Annotated in this window: 20 protein-coding genes; 10 read left to right on the top strand and 10 right to left on the bottom strand. The window is 63.6% G+C overall.

What is annotated here, in order from left to right; genetic code table 11:
- Window position 1: 1 nt before the first annotated feature.
- From J4O73_RS06385 to J4O73_RS06355, 7 genes are all read right to left on the bottom strand, one after another.
- Complete coding sequence (locus J4O73_RS06385; protein WP_426215651.1) at window positions 2-703, bottom strand: response regulator; 702 nt, start codon at window positions 701-703, stop codon at window positions 2-4.
- A complete protein-coding gene (locus J4O73_RS06380) occupies window positions 700-3417 on the bottom strand; it encodes an ATP-binding protein (protein WP_426215649.1) in 2718 nt (905 codons plus the stop codon). Before J4O73_RS06380 ends, J4O73_RS06385 begins: the two co-directional genes overlap by 4 nt.
- 3 nt (window positions 3418-3420) lie before the next feature.
- A complete protein-coding gene (locus J4O73_RS06375) occupies window positions 3421-4026 on the bottom strand; it encodes a K(+)-transporting ATPase subunit C (RefSeq protein WP_426215647.1) in 606 nt (201 codons plus the stop codon).
- A 145-nt stretch (window positions 4027-4171) separates the two neighbouring features.
- Window positions 4172-6256, bottom strand: a complete 2085-nt coding sequence (gene kdpB / locus J4O73_RS06370) for a potassium-transporting ATPase subunit KdpB (protein WP_426215645.1) — start codon at window positions 6254-6256, stop codon at window positions 4172-4174.
- A gap of 74 nt (window positions 6257-6330) precedes the next feature.
- The gene (locus tag J4O73_RS06365; RefSeq protein WP_426215643.1) at window positions 6331-6495 is read right to left on the bottom strand and encodes a hypothetical protein; all 165 of its coding nucleotides are present in this window, start codon (window positions 6493-6495) and stop codon (window positions 6331-6333) included.
- 1 nt (window position 6496) lies between these two features.
- Window positions 6497-8212 (bottom strand): potassium-transporting ATPase subunit KdpA, encoded by a 1716-nt coding sequence (kdpA, locus tag J4O73_RS06360; RefSeq protein WP_426215641.1) that lies wholly within the window; start codon window positions 8210-8212, stop codon window positions 6497-6499.
- A 22-nt stretch (window positions 8213-8234) separates the two neighbouring features.
- Window positions 8235-8324 carry a K(+)-transporting ATPase subunit F gene (locus J4O73_RS06355; RefSeq protein WP_231345999.1) on the bottom strand — a complete coding sequence of 30 codons (90 nt, stop codon included), beginning with the start codon at window positions 8322-8324 and terminating at the stop codon, window positions 8235-8237.
- A 291-nt stretch (window positions 8325-8615) separates the two neighbouring features.
- Between J4O73_RS06355 and J4O73_RS06350 the strand changes: the two genes are divergently transcribed.
- On the top strand, window positions 8616-9179 hold the full coding sequence (locus J4O73_RS06350) for a PepSY domain-containing protein (protein WP_426215639.1): 564 nt from the start codon (window positions 8616-8618) through the stop codon (window positions 9177-9179).
- 50 nt (window positions 9180-9229) lie between these two features.
- Here J4O73_RS06350 and J4O73_RS06345 read toward each other — a convergent pair whose 3' ends face one another.
- Together J4O73_RS06345 and J4O73_RS06340 are read right to left on the bottom strand one after the other, a co-directional pair.
- Window positions 9230-9685, bottom strand: coding sequence for an anaerobic typically selenocysteine-containing protein (locus J4O73_RS06345; protein ID WP_426215637.1), 456 nt, complete (start codon window positions 9683-9685; stop codon window positions 9230-9232).
- Between the two features lie 89 nt (window positions 9686-9774).
- A complete protein-coding gene (locus J4O73_RS06340) occupies window positions 9775-10404 on the bottom strand; it encodes a hypothetical protein (protein ID WP_426215635.1) in 630 nt (209 codons plus the stop codon).
- 813 nt (window positions 10405-11217) lie between these two features.
- Here J4O73_RS06340 and J4O73_RS06335 point away from each other — a divergent pair.
- The 8 genes from J4O73_RS06335 (at window position 11218) to J4O73_RS06300 (ending at window position 18577) form a co-directional block, all read left to right on the top strand.
- Window positions 11218-11988, top strand: coding sequence for a hypothetical protein (locus J4O73_RS06335; protein WP_426215633.1), 771 nt, complete (start codon window positions 11218-11220; stop codon window positions 11986-11988).
- Complete coding sequence (locus J4O73_RS06330) at window positions 11985-12506, top strand: hypothetical protein (RefSeq protein WP_426215631.1); 522 nt, start codon at window positions 11985-11987, stop codon at window positions 12504-12506. The genes J4O73_RS06335 and J4O73_RS06330 overlap by 4 nt, the downstream gene beginning before the upstream one ends.
- A gap of 320 nt (window positions 12507-12826) precedes the next feature.
- Complete coding sequence (locus J4O73_RS06325; RefSeq protein ID WP_426215629.1) at window positions 12827-13168, top strand: hypothetical protein; 342 nt, start codon at window positions 12827-12829, stop codon at window positions 13166-13168.
- 521 nt (window positions 13169-13689) lie between these two features.
- Window positions 13690-14136, top strand: a complete 447-nt coding sequence (locus J4O73_RS06320) for a BRO-N domain-containing protein (RefSeq protein WP_426215627.1) — start codon at window positions 13690-13692, stop codon at window positions 14134-14136.
- A 606-nt stretch (window positions 14137-14742) separates the two neighbouring features.
- Window positions 14743-15429, top strand: a complete 687-nt coding sequence (locus J4O73_RS06315; RefSeq protein ID WP_426215626.1) for a recombinase family protein — start codon at window positions 14743-14745, stop codon at window positions 15427-15429.
- A 1398-nt stretch (window positions 15430-16827) separates the two neighbouring features.
- Window positions 16828-17226 (top strand): hypothetical protein, encoded by a 399-nt coding sequence (locus J4O73_RS06310; protein ID WP_426215624.1) that lies wholly within the window; start codon window positions 16828-16830, stop codon window positions 17224-17226.
- Between the two features lie 103 nt (window positions 17227-17329).
- Window positions 17330-17593, top strand: coding sequence for a hypothetical protein (locus tag J4O73_RS06305; protein WP_426215622.1), 264 nt, complete (start codon window positions 17330-17332; stop codon window positions 17591-17593).
- 27 nt (window positions 17594-17620) lie between these two features.
- The gene (locus J4O73_RS06300; RefSeq protein ID WP_426215620.1) at window positions 17621-18577 is read left to right on the top strand and encodes a hypothetical protein; all 957 of its coding nucleotides are present in this window, start codon (window positions 17621-17623) and stop codon (window positions 18575-18577) included.
- Window positions 18578-18622: 45 nt separating this feature from the next.
- Here the strand turns inward: J4O73_RS06300 and J4O73_RS06295 are convergent, their stop codons facing one another.
- Window positions 18623-18904 carry a hypothetical protein gene (locus J4O73_RS06295; protein ID WP_426215618.1) on the bottom strand — a complete coding sequence of 94 codons (282 nt, stop codon included), beginning with the start codon at window positions 18902-18904 and terminating at the stop codon, window positions 18623-18625.
- A gap of 680 nt (window positions 18905-19584) precedes the next feature.
- Between J4O73_RS06295 and J4O73_RS06290 the strand changes: the two genes are divergently transcribed.
- Complete coding sequence (locus J4O73_RS06290; RefSeq protein WP_426215616.1) at window positions 19585-23373, top strand: transglycosylase SLT domain-containing protein; 3789 nt, start codon at window positions 19585-19587, stop codon at window positions 23371-23373.
- The last annotated feature ends 90 nt before the right edge of the window (window positions 23374-23463 follow it).

The following is a 23463-nucleotide window of genomic DNA, read 5'->3' as shown; positions in this document are numbered from 1 at the left end:
GTCATCGCGAGCGTAAGGTCTCGTCATCGGGGGCGCGCAGACGATAGCCGACGCCGGTCTCCGTCAGGAGGAGACGCGGGCGCTCCGGATCGGCTTCCAGCTTCTGGCGCAATTGGCGCATGTAGACCCGCAGATATTGCGGATCGGACGAGGTGGACACCGCCTGCATCAACTGCGCATGGGTCAGCACCTTGCCTGCATGGAGCACCATGACCCGCAGGAAATCGTATTCCCGAGGGGTCAACTTCACCTCGGCATCGTCCACGCGGACGATGCGGCGGATGAGATCGACGGTCAGGTTCTCCACGCGAAAGATCGGCCGCTCGCCCTGGGTGGCGAGCTGGTGGCGGAGCGCCGCGCGAAGCCGCGCGAGCAATTCGGCCATGCCGAACGGCTTGGTGACGTAATCGTCCGCGCCGAGATCGAGCGCCTCGACCTTTCCACTCTCGTCGTCGCGGCTCGACAGCACCACCACCGGCAGATCGGGATGTTCGGCACGGATCGTCCGCAGCAGATCGTGTCCGCGCATGTCGGGCAGGCCGAGATCGAGGATCACGAGGTCGGCGCCCTCGCGCTTCAACAGGTCGAGGGCGGTTCGGCCGTCCGGCGCTTCGAGAATGGAATAGCCTTGGGTCGAGAGGCCCATTCGCAGCAATTTACGGATCGGCGGCTCGTCGTCGATCACGAGGACAGTGGCGCTCATGCCGCGATGCCCCTCACGCTTCGCCCGACAGGTACGGGCAGCCTCACGGTGAAGCAGGCGCCGGAGCGGTCGCGCCGGTTGGCCGCCGTGACAGTCCCGCCCATCGCCTCCACGAAGCCGCGCGAGATGGCGAGGCCGAGGCCAGTACCGGCCCGAACCCGGTCGCCCTTACGAGCGCGGTAGAACTTGTCGAACACACGCTCGGTATCCTCTTCGGGCAAGCCGTCACCCTCGTCCATCAGGTCGATGCGCAGGCTCGCGCCCTCGCGCCGCGCCCGCACTGTCACCGCCGAGCCTTCGGGGGCGTATTTGGCGGCGTTGTCGAGGATGTTCACGAGCACCTGTTCGAACAGCACCGGATCGAGCCGGAGGGCCGGAAGCTCGGGCTCGACATCCACGACGATATGGTGGCCGCCGAGCGCCTTCTCGACCCGACGCAGGGCCGTGTCGATGATTTCGCCGACATCCTGCGGGGCGAGGTTCGGCGCCACGGCTCCGGCCTCCAGGCGCGTCATGTCGAGGAGGTTGGCGATGAAGCGGTTCAGCCGTTCGGATTCTTCGATGATCGTGCCGAGCAACTCGGCCCGGGATCCGGACGGCAGGACGTCTTCGAGATCGCGCAGGGTGCTCGCCGCACCGAGCACCGACGAGAGCGGCGTGCGCAGATCGTGACTGATCGAGGTCAGCAGGGCTTGCCGGAGGCGGTCAGTTTCGGCGGCGCGCTCGGCCCTGTCGAGATCCTCGACGAGGCGGACGCGTTCGATGGCGAGGGCGCCCATATCCACCAGGGCGTCGAGGAGCCGCCGATCCTCCGGGGTGAGGATCGGCCCGGTCCCGTCCGTGTCGAGGCCGACGACGCCCAGTGTCCCCCGCCCCGTCCGCATGGGGATGAACAGCCGCCGCGCGCCGGGCAGCGTATCGGCGCCTCGCCCTGCCGGGCGGTCGTTGTCGAAAGCCCACCGGGCAGCGGCCAGATCGGCTTCGTCCAAACGGTCCTCGGGGGGGTAACCGGCGCGGACGGCCACGGCATCGCCCTGGGGCAGGAGAAGAACGGTCCTGACCTTCAGCATGGCCGCGATCTGTGCGCAGGTCGCCCAGAGCACGTCGTCCAGCGTGCCGCATCCGGCGAGTTTCCGCGAAAAGCCGTAGAGCCGCTCCGTCGCCCGCGCTCGCGACTGGCTGATCAATGCGGTGAGGCGCGTACGCGCCGCGAGATTCGAGACCAGGACGGCGACGATGGTGAACAGCACGAAGGCTGCCACGTTCGACGGATCGGAGATGGTGAAGGTGTAGAGGGGCGGCAGGAAGAAGAAGTTATAGGCCAGCGACGCGGCGAGCACCGCCGCCAGGGATGGCCCGAGCCCGCTGCGGATCGCCACCGTGACGACGCCCGTGAGCAGGAACAGGTCGGCATTCTCCGTGCCGAGGGCGGGCTGGGCCAGTAATGCGAGGCCGAGGCCGATGGCCGTAACGAGCAAGGCGAAGGCGTAGGCGCCCAGGCTGCCTCCCTGGCCCGACGGCGCGGAGACGTTCCGCCCCTTTTTCGTGGGCTCTGGCGCGATCGCCTCTCCGGGCACCACGTGGATACTGATCGCGCCCGACAGGCGCACCAGATCGTGCACCACCGAGCCATTGATCATCTCGAACGCCCAGGAGCGCGCGGCCTTGCCGACGATGATGTGGTTGACGTTGGCCGATCTGGCATAGGCCAGGATGTCCTCGGCGATCCGGCGCCCGCCGGGCACCGTCACCGCGTCGCCGCCGAGCCTGTCCGCCAGACGCAGGGCTTCGGCGATTCGATCACGCTGCGCCTCATCGAGGGAGGCCGAGCGCGGCCCCTCGACCACCAGCGCGGTCCAGGGCGCGTGGAGACGGTCGGCGAGGCGCTTGGCCGAGCGGACGAGGTTGCCCGCGCGCGGATCTTCGTTGACGCAGACCAGTACACGCTCCCCCGCCGCCCAGGGACCCGCGATGGCATTGGCCCGCATGTGGCTGACGAGTTCGTCATCGACCCGTTCGGCGGTGCGACGCAGGGCCAGTTCGCGCAGCGCCGTGAGGTTGCCGCGCGAGAAGTAGTGCCTCAGCGCCCGCTCTGCATTGGCGGGCCCATAGACCTTCCCGTCCTTCAGCCGCTGGATCAGGTCGTCCGGGTTGAGGTCCACCACCTCGATGTCGTCCGCATGGTCGAGCACGCTGTCAGGCACGGTTTCGCGCACGCGAATGCGGGTGATCGAGGCCACGACGTCGTTGAGGCTCTCGACATGCTGGATGTTGAGCGTGGTCAGCACGTCGATGCCCGCGTCGAGCAATTCCTCCACGTCCTGATAGCGTTTCGGATGACGTGAGCCGGGCGCGTTGGTGTGGGCGAGTTCGTCCACCAGCGCGAGGCTCGGTCGACGTGCGATGAGCGCGTCGAGGTCCATCTCTTCGAGAACCGCACCGTGGTAGGGCACGTGCCGCCGGGGGATGGTTTCGAACCCGTCGAGTAGGGCTTCCGTCTCGGCCCGGCCATGCGTCTCGACCACCCCGATCACAACGTCGGCCCCGGCCTTCAGCCGCGCACGGCCGATGGTCAGCATTTCGTAGGTCTTGCCTACGCCAGGGGCGGCCCCCAGGAACACCTTGAGGCGCCCGCGCACGCGTTCCTCCCGGCGCGCCGCTTCGAGCAGCGCGTCGGGGGATGGACGGTTCGGGTCTCGGCCGGTCTCGGGCATGGATCAGGGGCGTACGAGGTCGTCCAGAGCAAGGTTCAGGGCCAGCACGTTCACGCGCGGCTCGCCGAGGAGGCCGAGGGTACGGCCCTCGATCCGCGACGTCACCAGCGCCCGCACGCGTTCCTCGGGGATGTTGCGCGCCCTGGCGACGCGCGGCACCTGGAACAGGGCCGCATCCGGGCTGATATCGGGATCGAGGCCGGAGCCGCTGGCGGTCACGAGATCCACCGGCACGGCGGCGGCAGGATTTTCCGTCTTCCATGTGTCGAGATCGCCCTTCACCCGTTCGGCGAGGGCGGCGCTGGTCGGCCCGAGGTTCGAGCCTGCCGAATTGCTGGCATTGTAGGGGACAGGAACGGTCTTGGTGGCATCGGCCGGGTCGGCCGCCGTGGTCGCGGAAGGGCGGCCGTGGAAGTAGCCCGGCGTCGTGAAGCTCTGGCCGATCAGGCTGGAGCCGACGACATGGCCATCGCGCTCGATGAGGCTTCCAGCCGCTTTGGCCGGGAAGATCGCCCCGGCGATGCCTGTCATCGCGAGGGGATAAGCGAGTCCGGTGATCGCCGTGAGTCCGACGAGGAGGACGAGGGCGGGTCGAAGCTGGGTGTTCATGACAAACACTTTCGAGAAAGACTGGTCTTTACTTTACGCCGTATTTGCGAGGCCAGCGAAGCAATACAGGACATCGGGACATCAAATGACGTCATATCCCTGGATTGCTTCGCATTGCTCGCAAAGACGGAGCGGAAATCCAAGCTTAAGCGAGATGAAGGGCCGTGACGGCGAGGTCGATGGCCTTGATGCCGAGGAAGGGGACAATGACCCCACCGAGGCCGTAGATCAGCAGGTTGCGCCGCAGGAGTGAGGCGGCGCCGACCGGGCGGTAGGCGACACCCTTCAGGGCGAGCGGGATCAGCGCGACGATGATCAGCGCGTTGAAGATGATGGCCGAGAGGATCGCGCTCTGCGGCGAGGCGAGGCCCATCACGTTCAGGGCCTGAAGCTGCGGATAGAGCGTGAGGAACATCGCCGGGATGATGGCGAAGTACTTCGCCACGTCGTTCGCGATGGAGAAGGTGGTGAGCGCGCCGCGCGTCATCAGCAATTGCTTGCCGATGCCGACGATCTCGATGAGCTTGGTCGGATCGCTGTCGAGATCGACCATGTTGCCCGCCTCGCGAGCGGCCACCGTACCGGTGTTCATGGCGACGCCGACATCGGCTTGCGCCAGGGCGGGAGCATCGTTGGTGCCGTCGCCGCACATGGCGACGAGCTTGCCTTCGGCCTGCTCCCGGCGGATCAGCGCGAGCTTGTCCTCCGGAGTAGCCTGCGCGAGGAAGTCGTCCACCCCCGCCTCGGCCGCGATGGCGGCGGCGGTCATGGGGTTGTCGCCAGTGATCATCACCGTGCGGATGCCCATGCGGCGCAGCTCGGCAAAGCGCTCGCGAATACCGCCCTTCACGATATCCTTGAGGTAGACCACGCCGAGGAGGCGCCCATCGCGGCTGACGGCGAGCGGCGTGCCGCCCGCCTTGGCGATCTCCTCCGAAATCGCACGGATCTCCGACGCCGCCACGGGCTCGCCGCCATAGGCGAGCGCTGTGCTGGAACCGCGGGACGCCATGGGTTGGCCGGTCAGCGAGGCGATCACCGCCTCCACCGCACCCTTGCGGATCGAGGTGCCTTGCAGATCGACACCCGACATCCGCGACTGCGCCGTGAAGGGCACGAAGGTCGCGTTCAGGCTCGCCATGTCACGGGCGCGGATGCCGTATTTCTCCTTGGCCAGCACGACGATGGAGCGGCCTTCCGGCGTCTCGTCGGCGAGCGAGGCCAGTTGCGCCGCATCGGCAAGCTCCTGCTCGGACACGCCGGGGATCGGCCGGAACTCGGTCGCCTGCCGGTTGCCAAGTGTGATGGTGCCGGTCTTGTCGAGGAGCAGCGTGTCGACGTCGCCCGCCGCCTCGACGGCCCTGCCGGACATGGCAAGCACGTTGAAGCGCACCAGCCGGTCCATGCCCGCGATACCGATGGCCGAAAGAAGCGCGCCGATGGTCGTCGGGATCAGCGTGACGAACAGGGCGACGAGCACGACAACGGGGATGCTCCCACCCGCATAGCTCGCGAAGCTGGGAATGGAGGCCACCGCGAAGACGAAGACGATGGTGAGACCCGCGAGCAGGATGTTCAGGGCGATCTCGTTCGGCGTCTTCTGCCGGGAGGCGCCCTCCACCAGCGCGATCATGCGATCCACGAAGGTAGACCCGGCGGCGGCGGTGATGCGGACCGTGATCTCGTCCGAGAGAACCTGCGTGCCACCGGTCACGGCGGAACGGTCGCCGCCGGATTCGCGGATCACCGGAGCGGATTCGCCCGTGATCGCGGCTTCGTTCACAGAAGCGACGCCCGCCACCACTTCGCCATCCGAAGGGATGAGGTCCCCCGCCTCAATGAGGACGAGATCGCCGACCTTCAGGGACGTGCCGGGCACGGTCTCGTAGGAGCTGCCGCTGCCGGTGAGGCGCTTGGCGGTCATTTCCGTGCGGGTTCGACGAAGCGAATCCGCCTGCGCTTTACCGCGCCCTTCGGCCAGGGCCTCGGCAAAGTTCGCGAAGAGCAGGGTGAACCACAACCACAGGATGATCTGCCCGGAGAAGAACAAGTTGCTCCCGCCCGAGACGAGGTCGCGGACGAACAGGATCGTGGTGAGAACGGCCACCACCTCGACCACGAACATGACCGGGTTGCGGATCATGGCGCGGGGATCGAGCTTGGCGAGGGCGCCGAGACAGGCGGGGCCGACGAGGGCGGGACTGAACAGGGATGAGGATGGGCGAGACATGGGAAATGTCCGTTGAAGATCGCGAGGCCCGCGCCGTCATGGGTTCGCGGAGCGAGCCATGACGGCGGGACGCTTCAGCCGATGGATCCGAAGGTCAGGACGACGGCCGCTGCCATGGCAAAGCCGCCGAGCAGTACGACCGAGAGGAGGGCGAGGATCAGGTCCGAGACCCGCACCGGCTGGGGCCCGCCGCGAGCGGCACGGGGTGGCCGGTGAAACGCGAGGTGATGGCGCGCCATCTCAGCCCCCCGTTCCGAAGGTCTGCCCGGCGGCACCGGCGAAATGCTCGACCACCGGTCCCAGCGCCAGCGACGGGAAGAAGGTCAGCCCGCCGATGATGAGGACCACGCCGACCAGCAGGCCGACGAACAGGCCGCCATGGGTCGGGAAAGTGCCCGCCGATGCCGGGAGCGTCTTCTTCGCAGCGAGCGACCCTGCGATGGCCAGCGCCGGGATCTTCACGAAGAACCGGCCGACAAGCATCGCGATGCCGAGCGTCGAATTGTAGAACAGGGTGTTGGCCGTGAGCCCGCCGAATGCCGAACCATTGTTGGCCGCCGCCGAGGTGTAGGCGTAGAGGATCTCCGAGAAGCCGTGCGGACCCGCATTCGCCGGACCGGCGAGCCCCGCGGGCAGGACGGCGGCGAGTGCCGTGAAGCCCAGCATCATCAGCGGCAGGCAGAGGATGCCGAGCATGGCCATCTTCACTTCCTTCGCCTCGATCTTCTTGCCGAGATATTCCGGCGTGCGACCGACCATGAGTCCGGCAACGAAGATCGCGATGAGGACGAAGATCAGCATGCCGTAGAGGCCTGCGCCGACGCCGCCGATGATCACCTCGCCGAGCTGCATGTTGACGAGGGGAATCAGCCCTCCGAGCGCGGTGAAGGAGTCGTGCATGGCATTCACCGCGCCGCAGGACGCGGCGGTCGTCACGACGGCGAAGAGCGCCGAGGCGGCGATGCCGAAGCGAACCTCCTTGCCTTCCATGTTGCCGCCCGTGAGCCCGAGCCCGTTCAGCACGGAACTCCCTTGGGCCTCGGCCCAATAGGTGACGGCGACGCCGGCAAGGAACAGCAGGCCCATGGCAGCGAGGATCGCCCAACCCTGACGCTCGTCCCCGACCATGCGGCCGAACACGTTGGTGAGTGCCGCGCCGATCGCGAAGATCGAGATCATCTGCACGAAATTCGTGAGCGCGGTCGGGTTCTCGAAGGGATGCGCGGCGTTGGCGTTGAAGAAGCCGCCGCCATTGGTGCCGAGCATCTTGATCGCCACCTGGCTGGCCACGGGGCCGAGGGCGATGGTCTGCTTGGCGCCTTCCAGCGTCGTCGCATCGACGGAGGCGCCGAGCGTCTGCGGAATGCCCTGCCAGACCAGGAACAGCGAATAGATCACACAAAGCGGCAGCAGCACGTAAAGGGTCGCGCGGGTGACATCGACCCAGAAGGACCCAAGCGTGCGTGTCGAGGCACGGCTGAACCCGCGGATCAACGCCACGGCGACGGCGATGCCGGTCGCCGCCGAGAGGAAATTCTGGTGCGTGAGCCCCAGCATCTGCGACAGGTATGAGAGCGTCGTCTCACCGCCGTAGGATTGCCAGTTGGTGTTGGTGATAAAGCTCGTCGACGTGTTGAAGGCGAGATCGGGCGCCACTTCCCCCTGCCCCGCCGGATTGAGCGGCAACAGAACCTGCAGCCGCAGGATCGCGTAGAGCAGGAGGAAGCCGAAGACGTGGAAAACCACGACGCCGCCTGCATAGGCGAGCCACGTCTGCTCCTGCCGGGCATCGATGCCGGAGAGGCGAAAGAGACCGCGCTCGACGGGGCCGAGCACGGGGGAGAGAAAGGTGCGCTCCCCGCCGAAGACGCGGGTCATGTACAGACCGAGCGGCTTCACGAGCGCCAGCACGATCGCGCAATACAGCGCAATCTGAATCCAGCCATTGAGGGTCATGGGTTTCAGTCCGGCACGCCGCTCAGAACCGCTCGGGGCGGATGAGGGCATAGGTTAGGTAGACGAGGAGTCCGGCGGTCACGAGGGCGCCGAGGGCGAGGTCGAGGGTCATGGCCGCCTCCTCACAGACGCTCGCACAGCGCGGCATAGCCCGCGCTGGCAGCGAAGAAGGCGAGGCCCCCGGCGATGAAGACGACATCGAGCATGGTCATGCGATCCGGTCGGCGGGCCGACGCGGACTCTCCGCGACCGATCACCGCCAGGTCTGGATCTGGCCGCGAACCGCGTGAGGGTTCGAGAGGGAGAGCGGCCGCTTCCTATAAGGATCCCATCAGGATCGATGAAACGGGCGCGCGCCTGGGGCGTTCATGACGGCGAAAACAGAGAACAGGGACATACCGCCATGATGAAGACCTTTGCCGCCACCGCCGGGTTGCTCGTTCTCGGCAGCAGCCTCGCCCTCGCCCAGGCGCCCGCGGAGACCACCGGCACGGCCGGGAACATGAAGGACATGAAGGAATGGCAGGTCGCCAAGACCGCCAAGATCGGCCTGCCGCAGGCAATCACCACCGCCGAGCAGCAAGGCGACGAGAAGGGTGGCCGCGCCATCGATGCCGACTTCGAGAAGGCCGACAGCAAGGATCCGGTGCACTACGCCGTGAAGGTGGTCTATCCGAGCGGTAAGCTGGTGGAATACGGTATCAATGCCGACACCGGAGCTGTCTACAAGACCGAGAATCAGCCGATCGAGCGTTACTTCACCTTCCTGACGCCAAAGAATTTCAATGAGGCGAAGACGACCTTGAAGGACGCGCTCTCGATCGCCGAGACCAAGGCGGGCGGCGGTAAGGCCTATGAGGCCGAGGTCTCGAAGGACGGCAAGGCCGTTCAGTACGAGATCAAGGTGGCTGGTGCCGACAAGGATCAGACCGTGAAGGTCGGCCCGGACGGTAACGTCATCGACTGATCTTCAAGCCATGAATGGCCCCGGCCACGTGCCGGGGCCACCGCTCTGCCTCAGCCGGCGGGTGCCTTGCGAATGTACTCGCCTGTGAAGGGCTGGCTTCGGTTGGTCGAGGCGGTGCAGGCATATTTCACCTGTCCCGGACCTTCGGTGCGCAGCTTCAGCGTGCCCTTCCCGTTGCGCTTCACCAAATAGCCGTGCTCGCTCGCGACATGCACGAGGTCTCCATCGGCGTGTAGCACGAGACCATTGGCGAATTGGTCCGGGATCGTGATCGTCACGTCCGCATTCGCTTGGCTCGTCACGTTCATCGCGACGTTGGTGTTGGCCGGCACCAGCAATTCGGCCGGGGCGCAGACCGGCTTCCCGTCTTCCATCGTGATGATCAAGGCGATCGGCGGCATGACGTCGGTCGATGGCGGTGGCAGGGGTTTGCCCTGCGCCATGGCCACGGCAGGCAAGAGGGTGAAGGCCAGCCCGAGGGCAGCCGCCGGATGGAATCGCATCATGAGGGCTCCGTCCGCGTCAGTGCGGTCTCCCGAACAAGGGAAGACCGCCGGGCCGGTTCCTCGGCGCGGCAACTCGCCCGCCCGGCGCCTCAGCCCCTGCGCAGCCGCAGAGCCACCGGCAGGATCGTCTCGTGCCACCGCCCATCATCGCGCGGCGTCGCGGGTAGCCCAGCCGGAACACGATAGACCGTGTGCACGGAGCGCACATCGTAGGCGGGGACGAAGGTGGCGCGGACCGGTGCCTGATGAGGCCGACGCCGCAACGCAGCCACGTGCATCGCCCGCTTCTTCGCCAGCATGGCCGCCCGCTGGCGGGCACGCGCAGCGAGCCGGAGGCGTTCGCGGCGATGGTGTTTCGCGTAGCGCTTCTTCAGCGCCACGAACTTACGCGGGGTCGCAGCCGTCCGAACCGCCGTGCGCACGGTCTCGAGTTTGGCAGGTGGCGTGTTGACCGCGGCGACAACGGCAGTGTCGGGCCTGTCGTAATTGACCGGTGCGACGCGGTTCGTCGCCGTGATGCAACCCGTGCAGATCGAGGTGGAGAGGCGCCCCCACATCTTCTGCTGGCGATCGATGAAAGAGGTATCAACCCCGCTGTTGGCATCGCGCTCCGATGCGTACGACTTCCTATTCTCTCGCGCTTGTGGAGCCTCGATGGTGGGAAGAACGACAGCAAAAGAGACAAGCAATGCGGTAGAAGCACGAACGATGCGCTGCACGGCTTGCTCCAGAGAAGGGTTAAGATGCCTTAATCCTTCTACCGCGACGCACAATTGCGCAAGTCACCAAACTACGTAAGTGAGAGTTTTGTTGGGGGTTCTAGCAAGCAAAAGGCAATGTGTATAAATGATAGTCGCATATGATTAAAATTTTACCGATTGCGGTTGTAATCGGATCTAATAAATTTTTCTATTTTGAGTCGACAGATGGCGATGAGATATTGCCGCCCTGCGGGGAACAAAGGAAGATTGCCGCAAGATATTCTTTTTGATCTTCCGCTTATTTTGTTGAGAGATCAGTTTCCAGTGGCGTTATCAAGATTTTAGCGCGCACTTATCCGCTTCGTGAATGCCGTCAGAACAAACGAGCTCGAACGGAGAAGAGCCAAACAAGCTCATGCGGCGCCCTCGGGGCAACTGCTACGGCAGCAATTGTCGGCCACGGCTCACCCGCATGCTTTGTATTGGTTAGTGAGCGCACGAACCGCGCTGAGATCGAATTTACAAGTCAATTCCTGACGCAATGACCCTCGTTCTCCGCGAGGCAACACATAGCGGCCGGAAACGGCCTTTCCGTGCCGGATGCCGACGATAACGATTGCTTTGGCCTATGACTTGATTGGGTTGGACGGGCCCGAAGGGTTGAGGCAGTCTTCGACCCGAACCTTGAAATGAATGCTGCAAGGCGGCGATGGCCTGAGAGTGACATTGGCTCAGTCAACGGCACCCGAACAGGCGAGCGCACCCCGTCCACGCAGCCTGTAGCTCGGTCGGATAGCAGCCTGTCTGCCGACCTCCGCCGCCACCTGGTCGGTGCTGGTCTTCACGATCGGCACTGTCGTAGTGGCGGGGCTCCAGCGCCATATCGACCCTTTCCAGGGCACTCAGCGCCTCGTCGAACTCGATCTTGGCGAAGCTTTCGCGTCGGCGGCCATCTTGTCGCTGCTCTTTGCGGAGCCGCGCGCTCCATCCGGCCTCTCGCGCCTCGACCTTGGGGTGCTCGTTCTCTGCTCCCTGTGCTGGACATTGCCGGAGTCGCACGCCGTTTATCTCGGCATGACGCTGGTGGGGCTATGGCTGCTCGCCGGGCGATCTCGCAGCGCGATGCTGGCTGACATCGCGCACATCTGGCTTGCCCTTTCGCTCTGCCAACTCTGGGGCAAGCTCGTATTCAAGATGTTCTACCTCGTCATCGCGCCTTACGAGGTGAGCGTCATGGCGCAAGTAGGCCGGTGGATCTTTCCCGGGCTTCAATCCACCGGCTCTGAACTGAGCACTCAGGCCGACTGGTCAGTCATCATGCTGGAGGGATGCTCGGCGTTTCATAACCTGTCGCTGGCGGCGCTTCTTTGGCTGTGTGTACTTAAGATGTCGGCCGACCGTGCTGACAGAGGTGCGTTCATCGCGCTATCGATCAGTGCGGTTCTCGTCGTGGCGATCAACATCGCTCGCGTCCTGGCGATGGTGCCATCGCGGGACGCCTATCTGTACTGGCACGACGGTACAGGCTCGATCATCGTGGCACTGACCTCCGCAGCGGCTTCGATCATTCCGATCGTGATCCGCATCGAGCGCAGCGCATGACGGGCTCCGGAGAACGAGGGTCGGCCGGCTGGATCGCATTGACCGCGCTCAGTCTCATGCTTCTGACGGCGATTGCGTTGCGTGTCTTCACCGGAGACGCGGTGAAGACCAATGCCGAAAACGGAGATCATACCGGTCTCGTCGCGCTCGGCGGGGAAAGCATCCTGCTTCGCAGCGCATCGATGCCGCACGAGATTCAGGTGAACGAGTGCAAGGCCCCGGTTTCGGTGGAACTTGTCGAACCGTTGCCCCATGGTCGTGAGCGCGCCTTGATCGCACCACGCGATGTCGCCGACCGGGTCTTCTACGTCTATCGCGACAGAATCATCGGTGGTCGCTTCGCGCCGACGGTACTGAGCGTTCTGGCTTTGGCCTGGCGAACATTTGACGTCTTGTCACTGAGGGGCACGGCGGGATCCACACCGCTGGCCGTCAGGTTCATTATCCCATCCCACTGCAACGCGCGGCCGGAGGATGTTCTCACCGAACTGCGACGCGTGGCGCAGGCACGTAATTAACAAAGCCGCGTCGAAGGCGAGAGGAGAGACAGTTCTCAGCAGACCAAGCGACCGCATGAAGAGCGCTTTATCCTAAACGCTCATGCACAACGGGTCTGTGTCGCAGACAATGTTGGCTTTCTCAGTTTATCTAGAGTCTTATTGCGGATCAGCGATTAAGGCCGCTGATGGTGCCCAGGAAAGGACTGGGGGTCCGCACGTCATAACCGTTGAATTTACAAGGGTTTTCGGCGCCGCCGTCTCGCCTTTGTTGAACAGTGACGATGAACGGGATGAGGCTCGCCGTCAACTCGCTGATCGTCCTTCCACCCAGGAGCCACATGAGGAAACCCAATCACGACCCGACGCTGACCGTCCTGAACTTCAACCCCCAGATCAAAGGTGTCGGCCGCTACTTCCCCGTCAGGGTGATGCGGTGGGAAGGATCGCTCTGGCTGCTCTCGAAGGATGCCGAAGCTGCCCTCGGGTGGTCCTACGGTACCCTGACCGCGCACCTATCCACTCGGCTCCCCGGTGATGCCTGGGGCTACGCGAACGTCCTTACGGAGAGGGGCCGGGAGCTGCTCCGCTTCGTCTCCCTCGCAGGCCTGAAGGCCACCGTAACGCGCACCCGTGATCGCCAGTCCTGGGCCTTCCGCCGCTGGCTTCATACACTCGCCTAGTCACGATACTTCTTCGCAGCCCGAAGGCCCGAGAAGTGCGGAGGTGCAACCGGTGGGGGGCAGAGACGCTCTCTGGGCTACGCTGGTAGCCTCGGAGGCTTAATCGGCTTCCTCGCCGTCTACCTCCGTATGCTACCGCCGTTGCAGATCGAGCAACTTGGCGGCACAGTTCCCCGATGAGGGGAGACGGGGGTGGAAGCCGCCTCCTGCAGGTGTGGACCCTGCGTCATCCTCTCGGGACCGAAGGGCGCCACGGTGTGGACCCGTGACGCACGCGCTGTTGGACTGCAGGGAAGCGGTTGTCCGTGGTGGGGCTGGCCGCTTCCCCCTGCGCGTTAAGGTCAGGGTGCGAGTTGCCGTGGCGTGATGCAAGCCTTCGGACCGTTATCCCCACTATCACCGCACTGCACAGCCTGCGTGTCCACAGTTGAAATCGAGTTAAGTACCTATAAATACTAGTTTTTTTGATCTCATTCCGTCGCGCTCGAGGTGGATCGGCTGCTTGAACATCGGCAGTGGACATGACCACCAAGACCAACACCTTCTCGTTCGCTGGCCTGGAACTGCGGAGCGTCACCATCGAGGGCAAGCCCTGGTTCGTGGCGGCTGACGTCCTCCGCTTCCTCTACCCACGCTTCAATGGGAACGCGGGTGTGTCTCCCTGGCTGAAGACCCTTCGTCAGAATGAGGTTCAGCCGGTCGGCACCCTAGGAACTTCCTTGGGTATCCCCGCTGCCACCAAGCTGATCGCAGAGAGCGGCCTCTACACCCTCGTGATGCGAGCGCAGACGAAGAACCCGAAGGCCGCTGAGTTCCAGAACTGGGTCACCGGCACGGTACTCCCTGCGATCCGCAAGGACGGTATGTACGTCCAGGGCGAGGAGAAGCTGGACCCGAACAACGACGCATGGACGGGATCGACCAACCCATTGTGGTCATTCAGGAAAGCACCCCTGACGGCCAATTAGGGCCACCACTAGGGGAGAGAGATACATTAAGGTGTACTAAACATTGTTAGGTAGGGTGTATAGGTAAGGTGTCGTATAGGAGGTACTGAAGATGGTTATCACCATTAGTATCACCTCTAAGACACCCTAACGGTACCCCTTAAGGCGTCCTCAACGACTACCAGAGGGCTTGGCCTGGACGCCCATGCTTGTCCAAGTGGTCAGGCTCTCTGGTCTACTCGCCCTCACTAACCCCATCGCGTCTGACAGAAAAATGCGAAGGGGGATCGACTAATTCGAGTTTCCCCATGTCCCCCATGCCCCCCCTCGCGACCGCGTGCGGTATCCCGCGTGGTATCGCGCGAGAGCGCACGGGATGAGGTACGCCCAGGCGCACGGGTAGATGAGCCCCAAGCTGGCTGGGATGGTGCCTCTAGGTGCCGGTAGGGGTGGGTGAGGTGCTGACAGCCCGTACCAACCCCTGAGTGGTCTTCCACCGTTGTGGCGATTGCGTTGGCTGGGAGATCGGCTGAGAAGTCAGCCAATGTGAACCACAGGTCTCACATCCCTTGCAAATCTGCCAAACGACCGTATGATGGTTGTGCAAGCCAGTGGTGAGCACAGCCCATGACCCGCCTCGCAGTCGCCTACTACCGCGTCTCCACCAAGGCCCAGGGACGCTCTGGGCTTGGCCTGGAGGCACAGCAGGAGGCCGTACAGCGGTTCGCAGAGGCCCAGGGCTACACCATCATCAGCACCTTCTCCGAAACGGAGACAGGCAAGGGGTCAGACGCCCTTGAGACCCGTCCCCAGCTGTCAGCTGCCCTACGGGATGCCAAGCTCCGGGACTGCCCTGTGCTGGTGGCGAAGTTGGACCGCCTCTCACGAGACGTTCACTTCATCAGCGGGCTCATGAAGCACCGCGTCCCCTTCGTGGTCAGTGAGCTTGGGCCGAACGTGGACCCATTCATGCTCCACATCTACGCCGCCGTGGCAGAGCAGGAGCGCAACCTCATCAGCGACCGCACCAAGAAGGCCCTGGCAGCTGCTAAGGCTCGGGGGGTCACACTTGGGAACCCGAACGGTGCTGCTCACCTCAAGGCTCTCGGCAACGGCAGCGCGGTCAAGGCCGTGAAGGCGGAAGCCCAGGAGCGTGCAGAGGGGTTGGCTGGTGTCATCGCCAGCATCAAGGCCGAAGGCATCACGTCAGCCAATGGCATCGCGGGAGCCCTGAACGCTCGACACATCGCTACTCCTCGTGGTGGTCGTTGGACTGCCAGGAGCGTCCTGAACGTGCTCGAACGGCTGGCTTAGGGCCAGTCCTCGGACCTTTTGGAGAATGATGCGCGTCCGCTTCAGGAGGGGTGTATCAATGCCAAAAGGTATGACTGGGGAGACCCTCTCCGACACCTTCACGACCATTTCGGGCCACCACTAGAGAAAGGGCGTCATTCCCTTTTTCGTATGACTGGATGAGGAGGCCCGAGATCTGGGGGGCTCCATCCAGCACCCTCACGACACCGCTTCCGACACCGTGCGTACGCGCCAGGAAGCCCGTGAAGCCCTTCAGGGCGCCCAACCCACCTTGAACCACTGAACACCCGCCTACGGCTCACACCTCCGTAGCTCCTGGACATCCCTACGTCCGCATCTCGCGGCCCCCATCCATCCACAATCGAGACCATGAACATAACCGTCAGCCCAGCGGGCCGAGGGCAGCATCACGCACGCCTCGGTGGCCGCCTCGTAACGACCTCTTACACCCCCCTGTTCTCTGCTTCCCGCATCCTTCTTCAGGAAGGGGTCTCGGCAGATGAACCCCTGACCATGACCCATGAGGGATCGGAGACGATCTGCATGAGGACCACGGTCGGTACGGCAGCTCGCCTCACCGTTCAGGACGACGCCAGAGGCTTCGGCTTCCGTCGCTACCGCCCTGGCCCAACACTCAAGCCCAGGACACTGAAGTGATCATCACCATCCGTCACATCGCCTCAGGTCGTTACCGAGCCTACCTGGGCCAACGCTTCCTCTGCCTGTCTGCATTTCCCTTAGTGGCAGCGGCTCGAATACTACAGTCCGAGGGTGTTTCCAATCAGGAAACTCTTGAACTGATGCATGATGGCGAAGCAACTTCCTTCTACAGGACTACTGTAGGTGACGCCGCTTCGCTTCGAGTGGAGCAAATCAACGAGGCGTGGCCCCTATGAGGGTCGAATTAGACCCACCTGACGCGGCATCCAATCCACCACATTACAGGACCAAGCACATGCAACTCATCGTCAGCCCAGCCGAGAACGGGCGCCATCATGTCCATTTAGGCGACCGCCTGTTGGCCACCTCAGACTATCCGCTGTTCTCCGCTGCCCTCGCCCTGCTGAAGGAAGGCGTATCTCGAACTGAGCCTCTGGAGGTGTTCCATCGAGGTTCCCAACAGGCGCTCCTTCGCTGCACCGTAGGGAACGCCTCTCGGCCTCCAGCACCGGTCGATGGTCTCGGCCTACAGTCCCGCCACACCGACATCTTCCATCACGCCCGATAGGCGTTTCCAGCACTGAGGGTTCGCTCACCAGCGGCCGAGAGCCCGTAGCCCCTCCCAGACCAACCCAACCACCTCAACGCCCTTTCCTGACGCCTACCGCCACCCTCGCCATCCGCGAGCGGTGCGCCTTCGTGCGCCTGAAGGGCATCACATTGATTGAGACCCACACCATGAAATCCCAAATCCCCCACGAACTGACCCACACCACCGATCCTAATGGCGTAGCTGTGGTCGGAGTTCGCCTCTCCAACCGCGCGAAGGTGGCTTGGCTCTACCTCTCGGACTACCTCCGTATCATCAAGCAGTACGGCACTCCTGTCTGGGCCGTGAGCGGTAATGGAAAGGGACTGCTCTACGTCCGCTTCCGCGCTCCGGGTCAGTCAAACAACAAGCTGAACGTCGCTCGCTTGGTGGCCGGTGACTTCGAAAAGACCGGCGTTCGGTACCTCGATGGCAATCCACTGAACCTCCGCAACGCCAACCTCATCCATGACAAGGGGCGTGGTGGTCGGCCGAGCCGCTTCTCCGGCCTGATGATCCCCACCGGCAAGGGGACCGCTCGTGGCTGAAGAAGACCAACACATCCTCCCCAGTCCCCGCACATACCCTCGCGAGACCTACGAACCCCGTGAGGTCACTCGGCAGGTAGAGCGTCGCCTACATCGAGCGGGAATGAACGTCGCCAACTTCATCGGTGACGTCGAGGACATGCTCGTGGACGGAGCCTTCTACGGCCTGGACCAACGCGATCTACGCGCTCTCGCCCACTACCACCGAGCAGCCATCCGCCCCGCCGACAACCTTGAGGGCGGTGTCGTGTCCCTCTCCGGTCGCCAGTGGGGCGCCTTCGTGGGCATCCGCCGAAACTACCTAGCCGCCCGCCGCGATCCTGCGAACCTCACCGCCATGCTGCTCGCCAAGCGTGCAGCCTCCTGACCCCTAACAGAACCGAAAGAACCCCCAATGTCCTACCAGTCCTATCAAGTCGCCACCGATGGCGATCCCACGAACACCTCGAACCTGATCCCCGAAGGCCCTCCGAAGGTCACTTACAACGACCAGCCGGGAGCCCTGTCGCTCAACCCTGATGGCACCACCGCCATCAACAAGCCCCGTGGGCTCAACACGGCCGATGCCCTCCCCACGGGTGCAAGCGGCATCCTCGCTTCGGCACGAACCCCATGGGGTAGTCCGTGCATCAACGGCATCACGGCAAAGGACGTAATTACCATCAACGGAATGGAGGTCTCCGTGGGGACCGCCGAGATGATGGGCATGGTCCATAAGGACGTGTCTGGGCGCTACGTCGAGACCGCTGGAGGCGTAGAGCAGGCGACGGCAGGAGCCGATGCTGAGAACCAGCGTCAGGAGCGGGAGGAACAGCTTGAGGGACTGGCTGACCCCAAAGTAGAGGCCGACTTAGACGACCTGTGTTCTGCCGTGTCCCCCAGCCTTCAAGTCGCCGCCGTAGAGGAGATCATCTCCGCAGGGGCAGTTGACACCACCACACTGAACCGTGCTGCCAGTGAGGCTGGGATCGAGCCCAGTGAAATGCAGCAGCGGCTTGATGGTGTGCTCAAGGGGTTCGAGGCGCAGGCCCTGAAGGCAGTCGTGGGCTTCGGCTCCGATGATCCACAGGGCTTCATTGAGTGGGCACAACAGCATCGCCCCAATGATCTACGGGCGGCTGGCAGGACCCAGGTGATGGAGCGCAGCACCAAAGGCTATGAGCCGATGGTTCGAGAGTACATCGCTTCGATGGCCGAGCATGACCCGGAGAGCGTCATGAAGGCCGAGTTCGGTGGCGGCATCACGGCCTCCAAGGTCCGTGGTCAGGTGCTCCTGAACATCCCCGGCCGGGGTCAGATGACGTACCGGACGGCGCTCAAGGCTGGCCTCATCAGGGTCAGCGGGGCGTAACCCACCAAAAGTTAGGGTAGGTCTCAGCAGATTTGCGGACACCCTTCACGACCCCTTCAGCGGCTCCCTCACGGGGGCCGTTTCCATTTCCACACCCACATCCGAGACCACACCATGACCCCAGAGCAGCAGAACAACCTCGTCTACGACATCCTGAAGTTCACAATGCCTGACGGCTCCTCGATCTCGCCAGCGGTTCGGGCGGACGTAATCCTCTCGCAGCTTGGCCTTTCTGAAGGTGTCACGCAGCTTCGGCGCCTCGTGGCTTATGGCGTAGCCCGGAACGATCAAATCGTTCGCCGCCGTCACGCGCGGGGCAACGCCCATGACTGAGAGTAATCCTCACCACTTGACCTACGCATCCGATCTAAACGGCTTCTACCTTGTAGGCGTGCGGCTCTCCAATGCTCCCGAAAATACCGTATGGTTGTACAGGCCCGATTACGAAGTTCTAACGCAGGTCTACGGCACCTCTGAGTGGCTAATGCTTAGGAGGGGGCGTGGTGGCCGCCCCTACGTTGGCATCTACGTCAATAGCGGGTCTCGCCGTCTTCTTTCAGTTGCCCGAGCAATCGTTGGCGAGCGCAGTTCGAGACGCATTGGCTGTGCGGACGACGATTTCCTCAATTTGAGAAGAAACAACATCTACTTCACGCCAGTCGAAGGCTGAAGCCTCGGCAACGGCTGCATTTACTAGACAACAGCGCCTATCGCGCTCCCGCACCAGCCTCCAACATCGCGAGACCCTCATGAACGAGCCTGCCCTTAACCGGGGCGAGAGCGAAGGCACACCTGTGCCCGCATCCGTCCAACTTCCTGAAGTCAGTGTGACGGCCCCGGAACCAGTGGTGCCTGCCACGCCCTCAGAGGCCCCTCCAGCGGCCTCCACGCCTCCCAAGCCCCAACCCTCCATGGCCATCCCCCCGGCCCCTAGCGTACCCTCTACGGCGCCCAAGCGGGCTGTGGACATCATGCCTCCGGCGATGCCCGTGCGGGAGGCCCCTCCGGTGCCCGTTACGGGTGCCGGGTGGGAGCGGGAGCTGGAACGCTCGGCCGCCTCGACAGGGGTGGACGCCAACCTGATGCGGAAGATCGCAGGCAAGGAGAGCGGCAACAACCCGAACGCCAGGGCCTCGACCTCGACGGCCGGGGGCCTCTTCCAGTTCCTCGACAGCACTTGGTCGAGCATGGCGGCTCGCTACGGCCAGCTTGGGCTCACGAACAAGATGAGTGCCGAGCAGCAGGCCCGAGCTGCCCCCTACTACATGAAGGAGATCCAGGAGAACCTGCACAGGAAGCTTGGTAGAGCCCCTGACGATGCCGAGAGCTACCTCGGATGGTTCCTCGGCCCGGTGGGCTCTGCGCGGGCTCTAGGGGCCTCTGCGGACACTCCTGTGGAGCAGGTGGTCGATGCCGCCTCCATCGCGGCCAACCGTGCCGTGTTCAAGAACATCCGCACCGTGGGTGACCTCTACAACTGGTCGGCCAAGAAGATGGCCTCGTCTGGTGCGCGTGCCTCGTACACCGTCAGCAACTCTTCCCTGGCCGAGAAGGCCCAGCGGATGGGCACCCAGGTGGACCTTTCGAGCACCCAGACCCGTGTCCCCTTCACCTTCGAGGACAAGCGTCAGCAGGAGATCGACCGCGAGAAGGAAGCCTACAGCCTCGTTGAGGCAACCAGAGCGTCCATCTCACAGGACTGGATGATGTCCAATCTCCTCAAGCAGCAGGGGAAGGTGGTCTACGATCCTGGCTTCAACGTCACCCCCGACACCTTGAAGAGGGACGACATCAAGGCTCTGCCCCCGAGCTACCTCCCGTACCTCTCGAAGTCGATGAGCCAGCAGGACTTGGACTTCCGGGTCTCCAGGGCACAGCAGGACTTCGAGGTGGAGAAGCGCCTCTCACATCACCCCTACCTCCGCATGGCTGTGGGGATGGCCGATCCGGCAGGCATTGCCCTGGCCGCTGTGGCCCCGGCTGGATTCGCTGCCAACCTCGCACGAGCTGGTAAGGCTGCGTCCCTCCTGGCCGGTGTCTCCGATGCCGCTATCGGCTCCTACCTGACCGAAGTCCCGGCGCTCATGAACAAGCCCGGCTACGAGCCTGAGCAGGCCCTCTGGGCAGGCATCACGGGCACCGCTGGGTACGCCCTACTGAACCGCCACATGTGGGCGGGGAGGGGACATGACGAGGTGATGGAGGGTGCCGTTAAGGGCCTCTACGACACCCGCAAGAGCCTGGAGAACGGCTCCTTTGGTTCTGGGTCTGCCGGTGCTGCCCAGGTAGCAGGCTATCGTGATCCCGTCCGCAATGACATCGAGGGCATCGCCGGGCTCCAGACGGAGAAGTCAGGTGCTGCCTGGATGGACCGTCTGCGGTTCGATACGGCTCGCCACAAGAACTCGGAGAACTCACTGATCGCAGCTGTCGCTGACCATCTCGTGCAAGACCCTGTAGGTAACCGTGACACCTCCACGGCTGTCAGTCGGTCGCTGGAGACCAGGGCTCGGCACATGAAGGAGCAGCAGGATGTCTTCATGGACCGCGAGTACATCGCTGCGTCCAATGACTTCCGGCAGAGGAACAACATCAGCTACCACGCCTGGGAGTTCGGTGGGGTCAAGGAGCAGTTCCAGCGGGAGGCCTCGAAGGCTGTCCGCAATGAAAGCCCCACGACCACCTTCGATCCCGCTGTGGAGCGGTGGGCCAACGCCTGGAGGAAGAACGCCGCAGAATGGCACTCTCTGGCATCCAACCCTGGCCGCGATCTGGGAGAGACCTTCCGTCCCGTCCCTGGCTTCGACACCCTGGAAAAGAACCCTCACTACCTCCCGAGGTACACCAACTGGGACCGCTTCAACGAGCTGAATGGGGAGTTCGGTAACGACCTCCGTAGGTTGCTCGGTGAGGCTATCGCCAGGAAGAACCCTGACCTCGACGCGGACTTCGCTCACCAGCTCGGCGGCTACTACTACGACCGTCTGGCGCGTGTGGAGGCTGGCCAGGAGATGAACACCATGAAGGCCCTGTCTGGGTCGGACATGGAGGCTCTCCGTCGTGATCTGGTGAACTACGGCCTCGACAACGATGCCGTGAACCGGGCCCTCTACCAGCTCGATCAGAGCGCCTCGGAGAGCGGCGGCAAGACCATGACCTCTCGCCAGAAGCGCAGGACGCTGATGGACGAGAACTTCTCGCTGCAGCTCAGTGGCCGGAATGGATCACGAGAGGTGAAGGTAGCGGAGCTGTGGGAGGATAACCTCCACGCGATCTCAAACGCCTACAACCGCCAGATGTCCTCGACCGTGGCCTTCGCGCAGATGCGGATCGAGAACCCCCGGTGGAAGGTCGGTGACCCTGCGAGCGAGCGGTACATCATCGACGGCCTCCACTCCGAGGGCGACTGGAAGACCCTGGAAGCCAAGATCAGAGCCCACGATGCGGAGATCCGCCATGGTGACCGGCTGAAGACGGCAGAGGCAGAGCTACGCGATCTGAAGTTCGCCTTCGATTCGATCCGAGGTGTCCCTAACGACATCGACCGGACCCGCCTCGGGCAGGCCATGCGGATCGTCCAGAACGTCAACTTCGTCCGCCTCATGTCACAGGCAGGCTGGTCCTCGGTGGCCGAGTTCGGCAAGTCCATGGGCGAGTTTGGTGTGCGTCACATGCTGAAGACCATCCCTGGATTCAGGGACTTCATGCGTGATGCCAAGACCGGCAAGCTCCTGCGGGACGAGCTGGAGGACTGGGAGTACCACTTCACGGCCGGTACCGATCACCTTCGCGGTGTCGGAGGGTCGTGGAAGAGCGGTGACGTGGCCTCCGCGATGAATGATGGTGCCTCTACGTCGAGCCGCCTGGACCGCATCGAAGCGGCATCCAAGCAGGCCACCCGTGTGGTCTCCTCGATGTCCCTGGCGCCCCTGACGACCTTTCAGGAGCGGTGGGCGATGAAGGCGGCGATCTCGAAGTTCCGTGACGCTGCCGACAACATGGAGAAGAGGGTTCTCTCGGAGAAGCGTATGCGCGTGATCGGCCTCGATGCCGACATGCAGAAGCGCGTCCTTCAGGAGATCAAGAAGCATGACAGCTGGGTGTACGGGGAGAACGGCCGGAAGGTCCGCATCCTCGGCCTGGAGAAGTGGGAGCCCCAGACCCGCTCTGCGTTCGAGCACGCGATCTCGACGTGGACCCGTAGGGCTATCCAGCAGAACGACATTGGCCAGATGAACGCTGTGATGGGTTCGCCCTTCGCCAAGCTCCTGTTCCAGTTCCGCACCTTCACCATCGGCGCTTGGTCGAAGCAGACGCTCTCGTCCTTGCACCTCCACGAAGCCAACGACCTCTTCGGGTTCATGGCTTCGATGATGTTCGGCTCGATGGCCTATGCCGTCCAGACCAACCTCAACACCTTGTGGATGAATGAGGAGGACCGGAAGAAGGTCCACGATGAGCGCCTCAACCCGAAGAAGATAGCCATGGCGGGCTTCCAGAGGGCAGGGGCCTCGTCGCTCATCCCCGGCATGTGGGACTTCGGCACCGGGATGATCGGGCTTGATCCGTTGTTCGATACCCGAAGCACTCAGCAGCCTACGAAGGGTCTCGCTGCTAACCCCACGTTGGGGCTTATCGACAGCATCCACGGGGCTACAAGGGGGCTGACCACCGCCGCATACCCTGATGGGCACCTGACAAGCGGCGACGTTCGCCGGGCACTCACCATCCTCGGCAACTTCCCCGGCTTCGTCCACATGGTGAACGCAACCTCGGCACCGTTCCCCGCTCAGTAGGCTGGATGACAACAAGAGTTACAGGAGGAGTTCCGAAAGGAGCTTCTCCTGTTTTTTTCCAACCACCAGGGGCGACCGCACACTCACTCA

The organism is Methylobacterium sp. NFXW15, from assembly GCF_049887755.1.
In the GTDB taxonomy this organism is placed as follows: Bacteria; Pseudomonadota; Alphaproteobacteria; order Rhizobiales; family Beijerinckiaceae; genus Methylobacterium.
Note: the sequence above shows the minus strand (reverse complement) of the source record. Positions and strands in the feature narration are given on the sequence as shown.

Bases quoted from the DNA above. Each gene is read 5' to 3' on its own strand.
- J4O73_RS06385 (WP_426215651.1), bottom strand. From the start codon at position 703: ATGAGCGCCACTGTCCTCGTGATCGACGACGAGCCGCCGATCCGTAAA.
- J4O73_RS06380 (WP_426215649.1), bottom strand. From the start codon at position 3,417: ATGCCCGAGACCGGCCGAGACCCGAACCGTCCATCCCCCGACGCGCTG.
- J4O73_RS06375 (WP_426215647.1), bottom strand. From the start codon at position 4,026: ATGAACACCCAGCTTCGACCCGCCCTCGTCCTCCTCGTCGGACTCACG.
- kdpB (WP_426215645.1), bottom strand. From the start codon at position 6,256: ATGTCTCGCCCATCCTCATCCCTGTTCAGTCCCGCCCTCGTCGGCCCC.
- J4O73_RS06365 (WP_426215643.1), bottom strand. From the start codon at position 6,495: ATGGCGCGCCATCACCTCGCGTTTCACCGGCCACCCCGTGCCGCTCGC.
- kdpA (WP_426215641.1), bottom strand. From the start codon at position 8,212: ATGACCCTCAATGGCTGGATTCAGATTGCGCTGTATTGCGCGATCGTG.
- J4O73_RS06355 (WP_231345999.1), bottom strand. From the start codon at position 8,324: ATGACCCTCGACCTCGCCCTCGGCGCCCTCGTGACCGCCGGACTCCTC.
- J4O73_RS06350 (WP_426215639.1), top strand. From the start codon at position 8,616: ATGATGAAGACCTTTGCCGCCACCGCCGGGTTGCTCGTTCTCGGCAGC.
- J4O73_RS06345 (WP_426215637.1), bottom strand. From the start codon at position 9,685: ATGATGCGATTCCATCCGGCGGCTGCCCTCGGGCTGGCCTTCACCCTC.
- J4O73_RS06330 (WP_426215631.1), top strand. From the start codon at position 11,985: ATGACGGGCTCCGGAGAACGAGGGTCGGCCGGCTGGATCGCATTGACC.
- J4O73_RS06325 (WP_426215629.1), top strand. From the start codon at position 12,827: ATGAGGAAACCCAATCACGACCCGACGCTGACCGTCCTGAACTTCAAC.
- J4O73_RS06320 (WP_426215627.1), top strand. From the start codon at position 13,690: ATGACCACCAAGACCAACACCTTCTCGTTCGCTGGCCTGGAACTGCGG.
- J4O73_RS06315 (WP_426215626.1), top strand. From the start codon at position 14,743: ATGACCCGCCTCGCAGTCGCCTACTACCGCGTCTCCACCAAGGCCCAG.
- J4O73_RS06310 (WP_426215624.1), top strand. From the start codon at position 16,828: ATGAAATCCCAAATCCCCCACGAACTGACCCACACCACCGATCCTAAT.
- J4O73_RS06305 (WP_426215622.1), top strand. From the start codon at position 17,330: ATGAACGTCGCCAACTTCATCGGTGACGTCGAGGACATGCTCGTGGAC.
- J4O73_RS06300 (WP_426215620.1), top strand. From the start codon at position 17,621: ATGTCCTACCAGTCCTATCAAGTCGCCACCGATGGCGATCCCACGAAC.
- J4O73_RS06295 (WP_426215618.1), bottom strand. From the start codon at position 18,904: ATGGGCGTTGCCCCGCGCGTGACGGCGGCGAACGATTTGATCGTTCCG.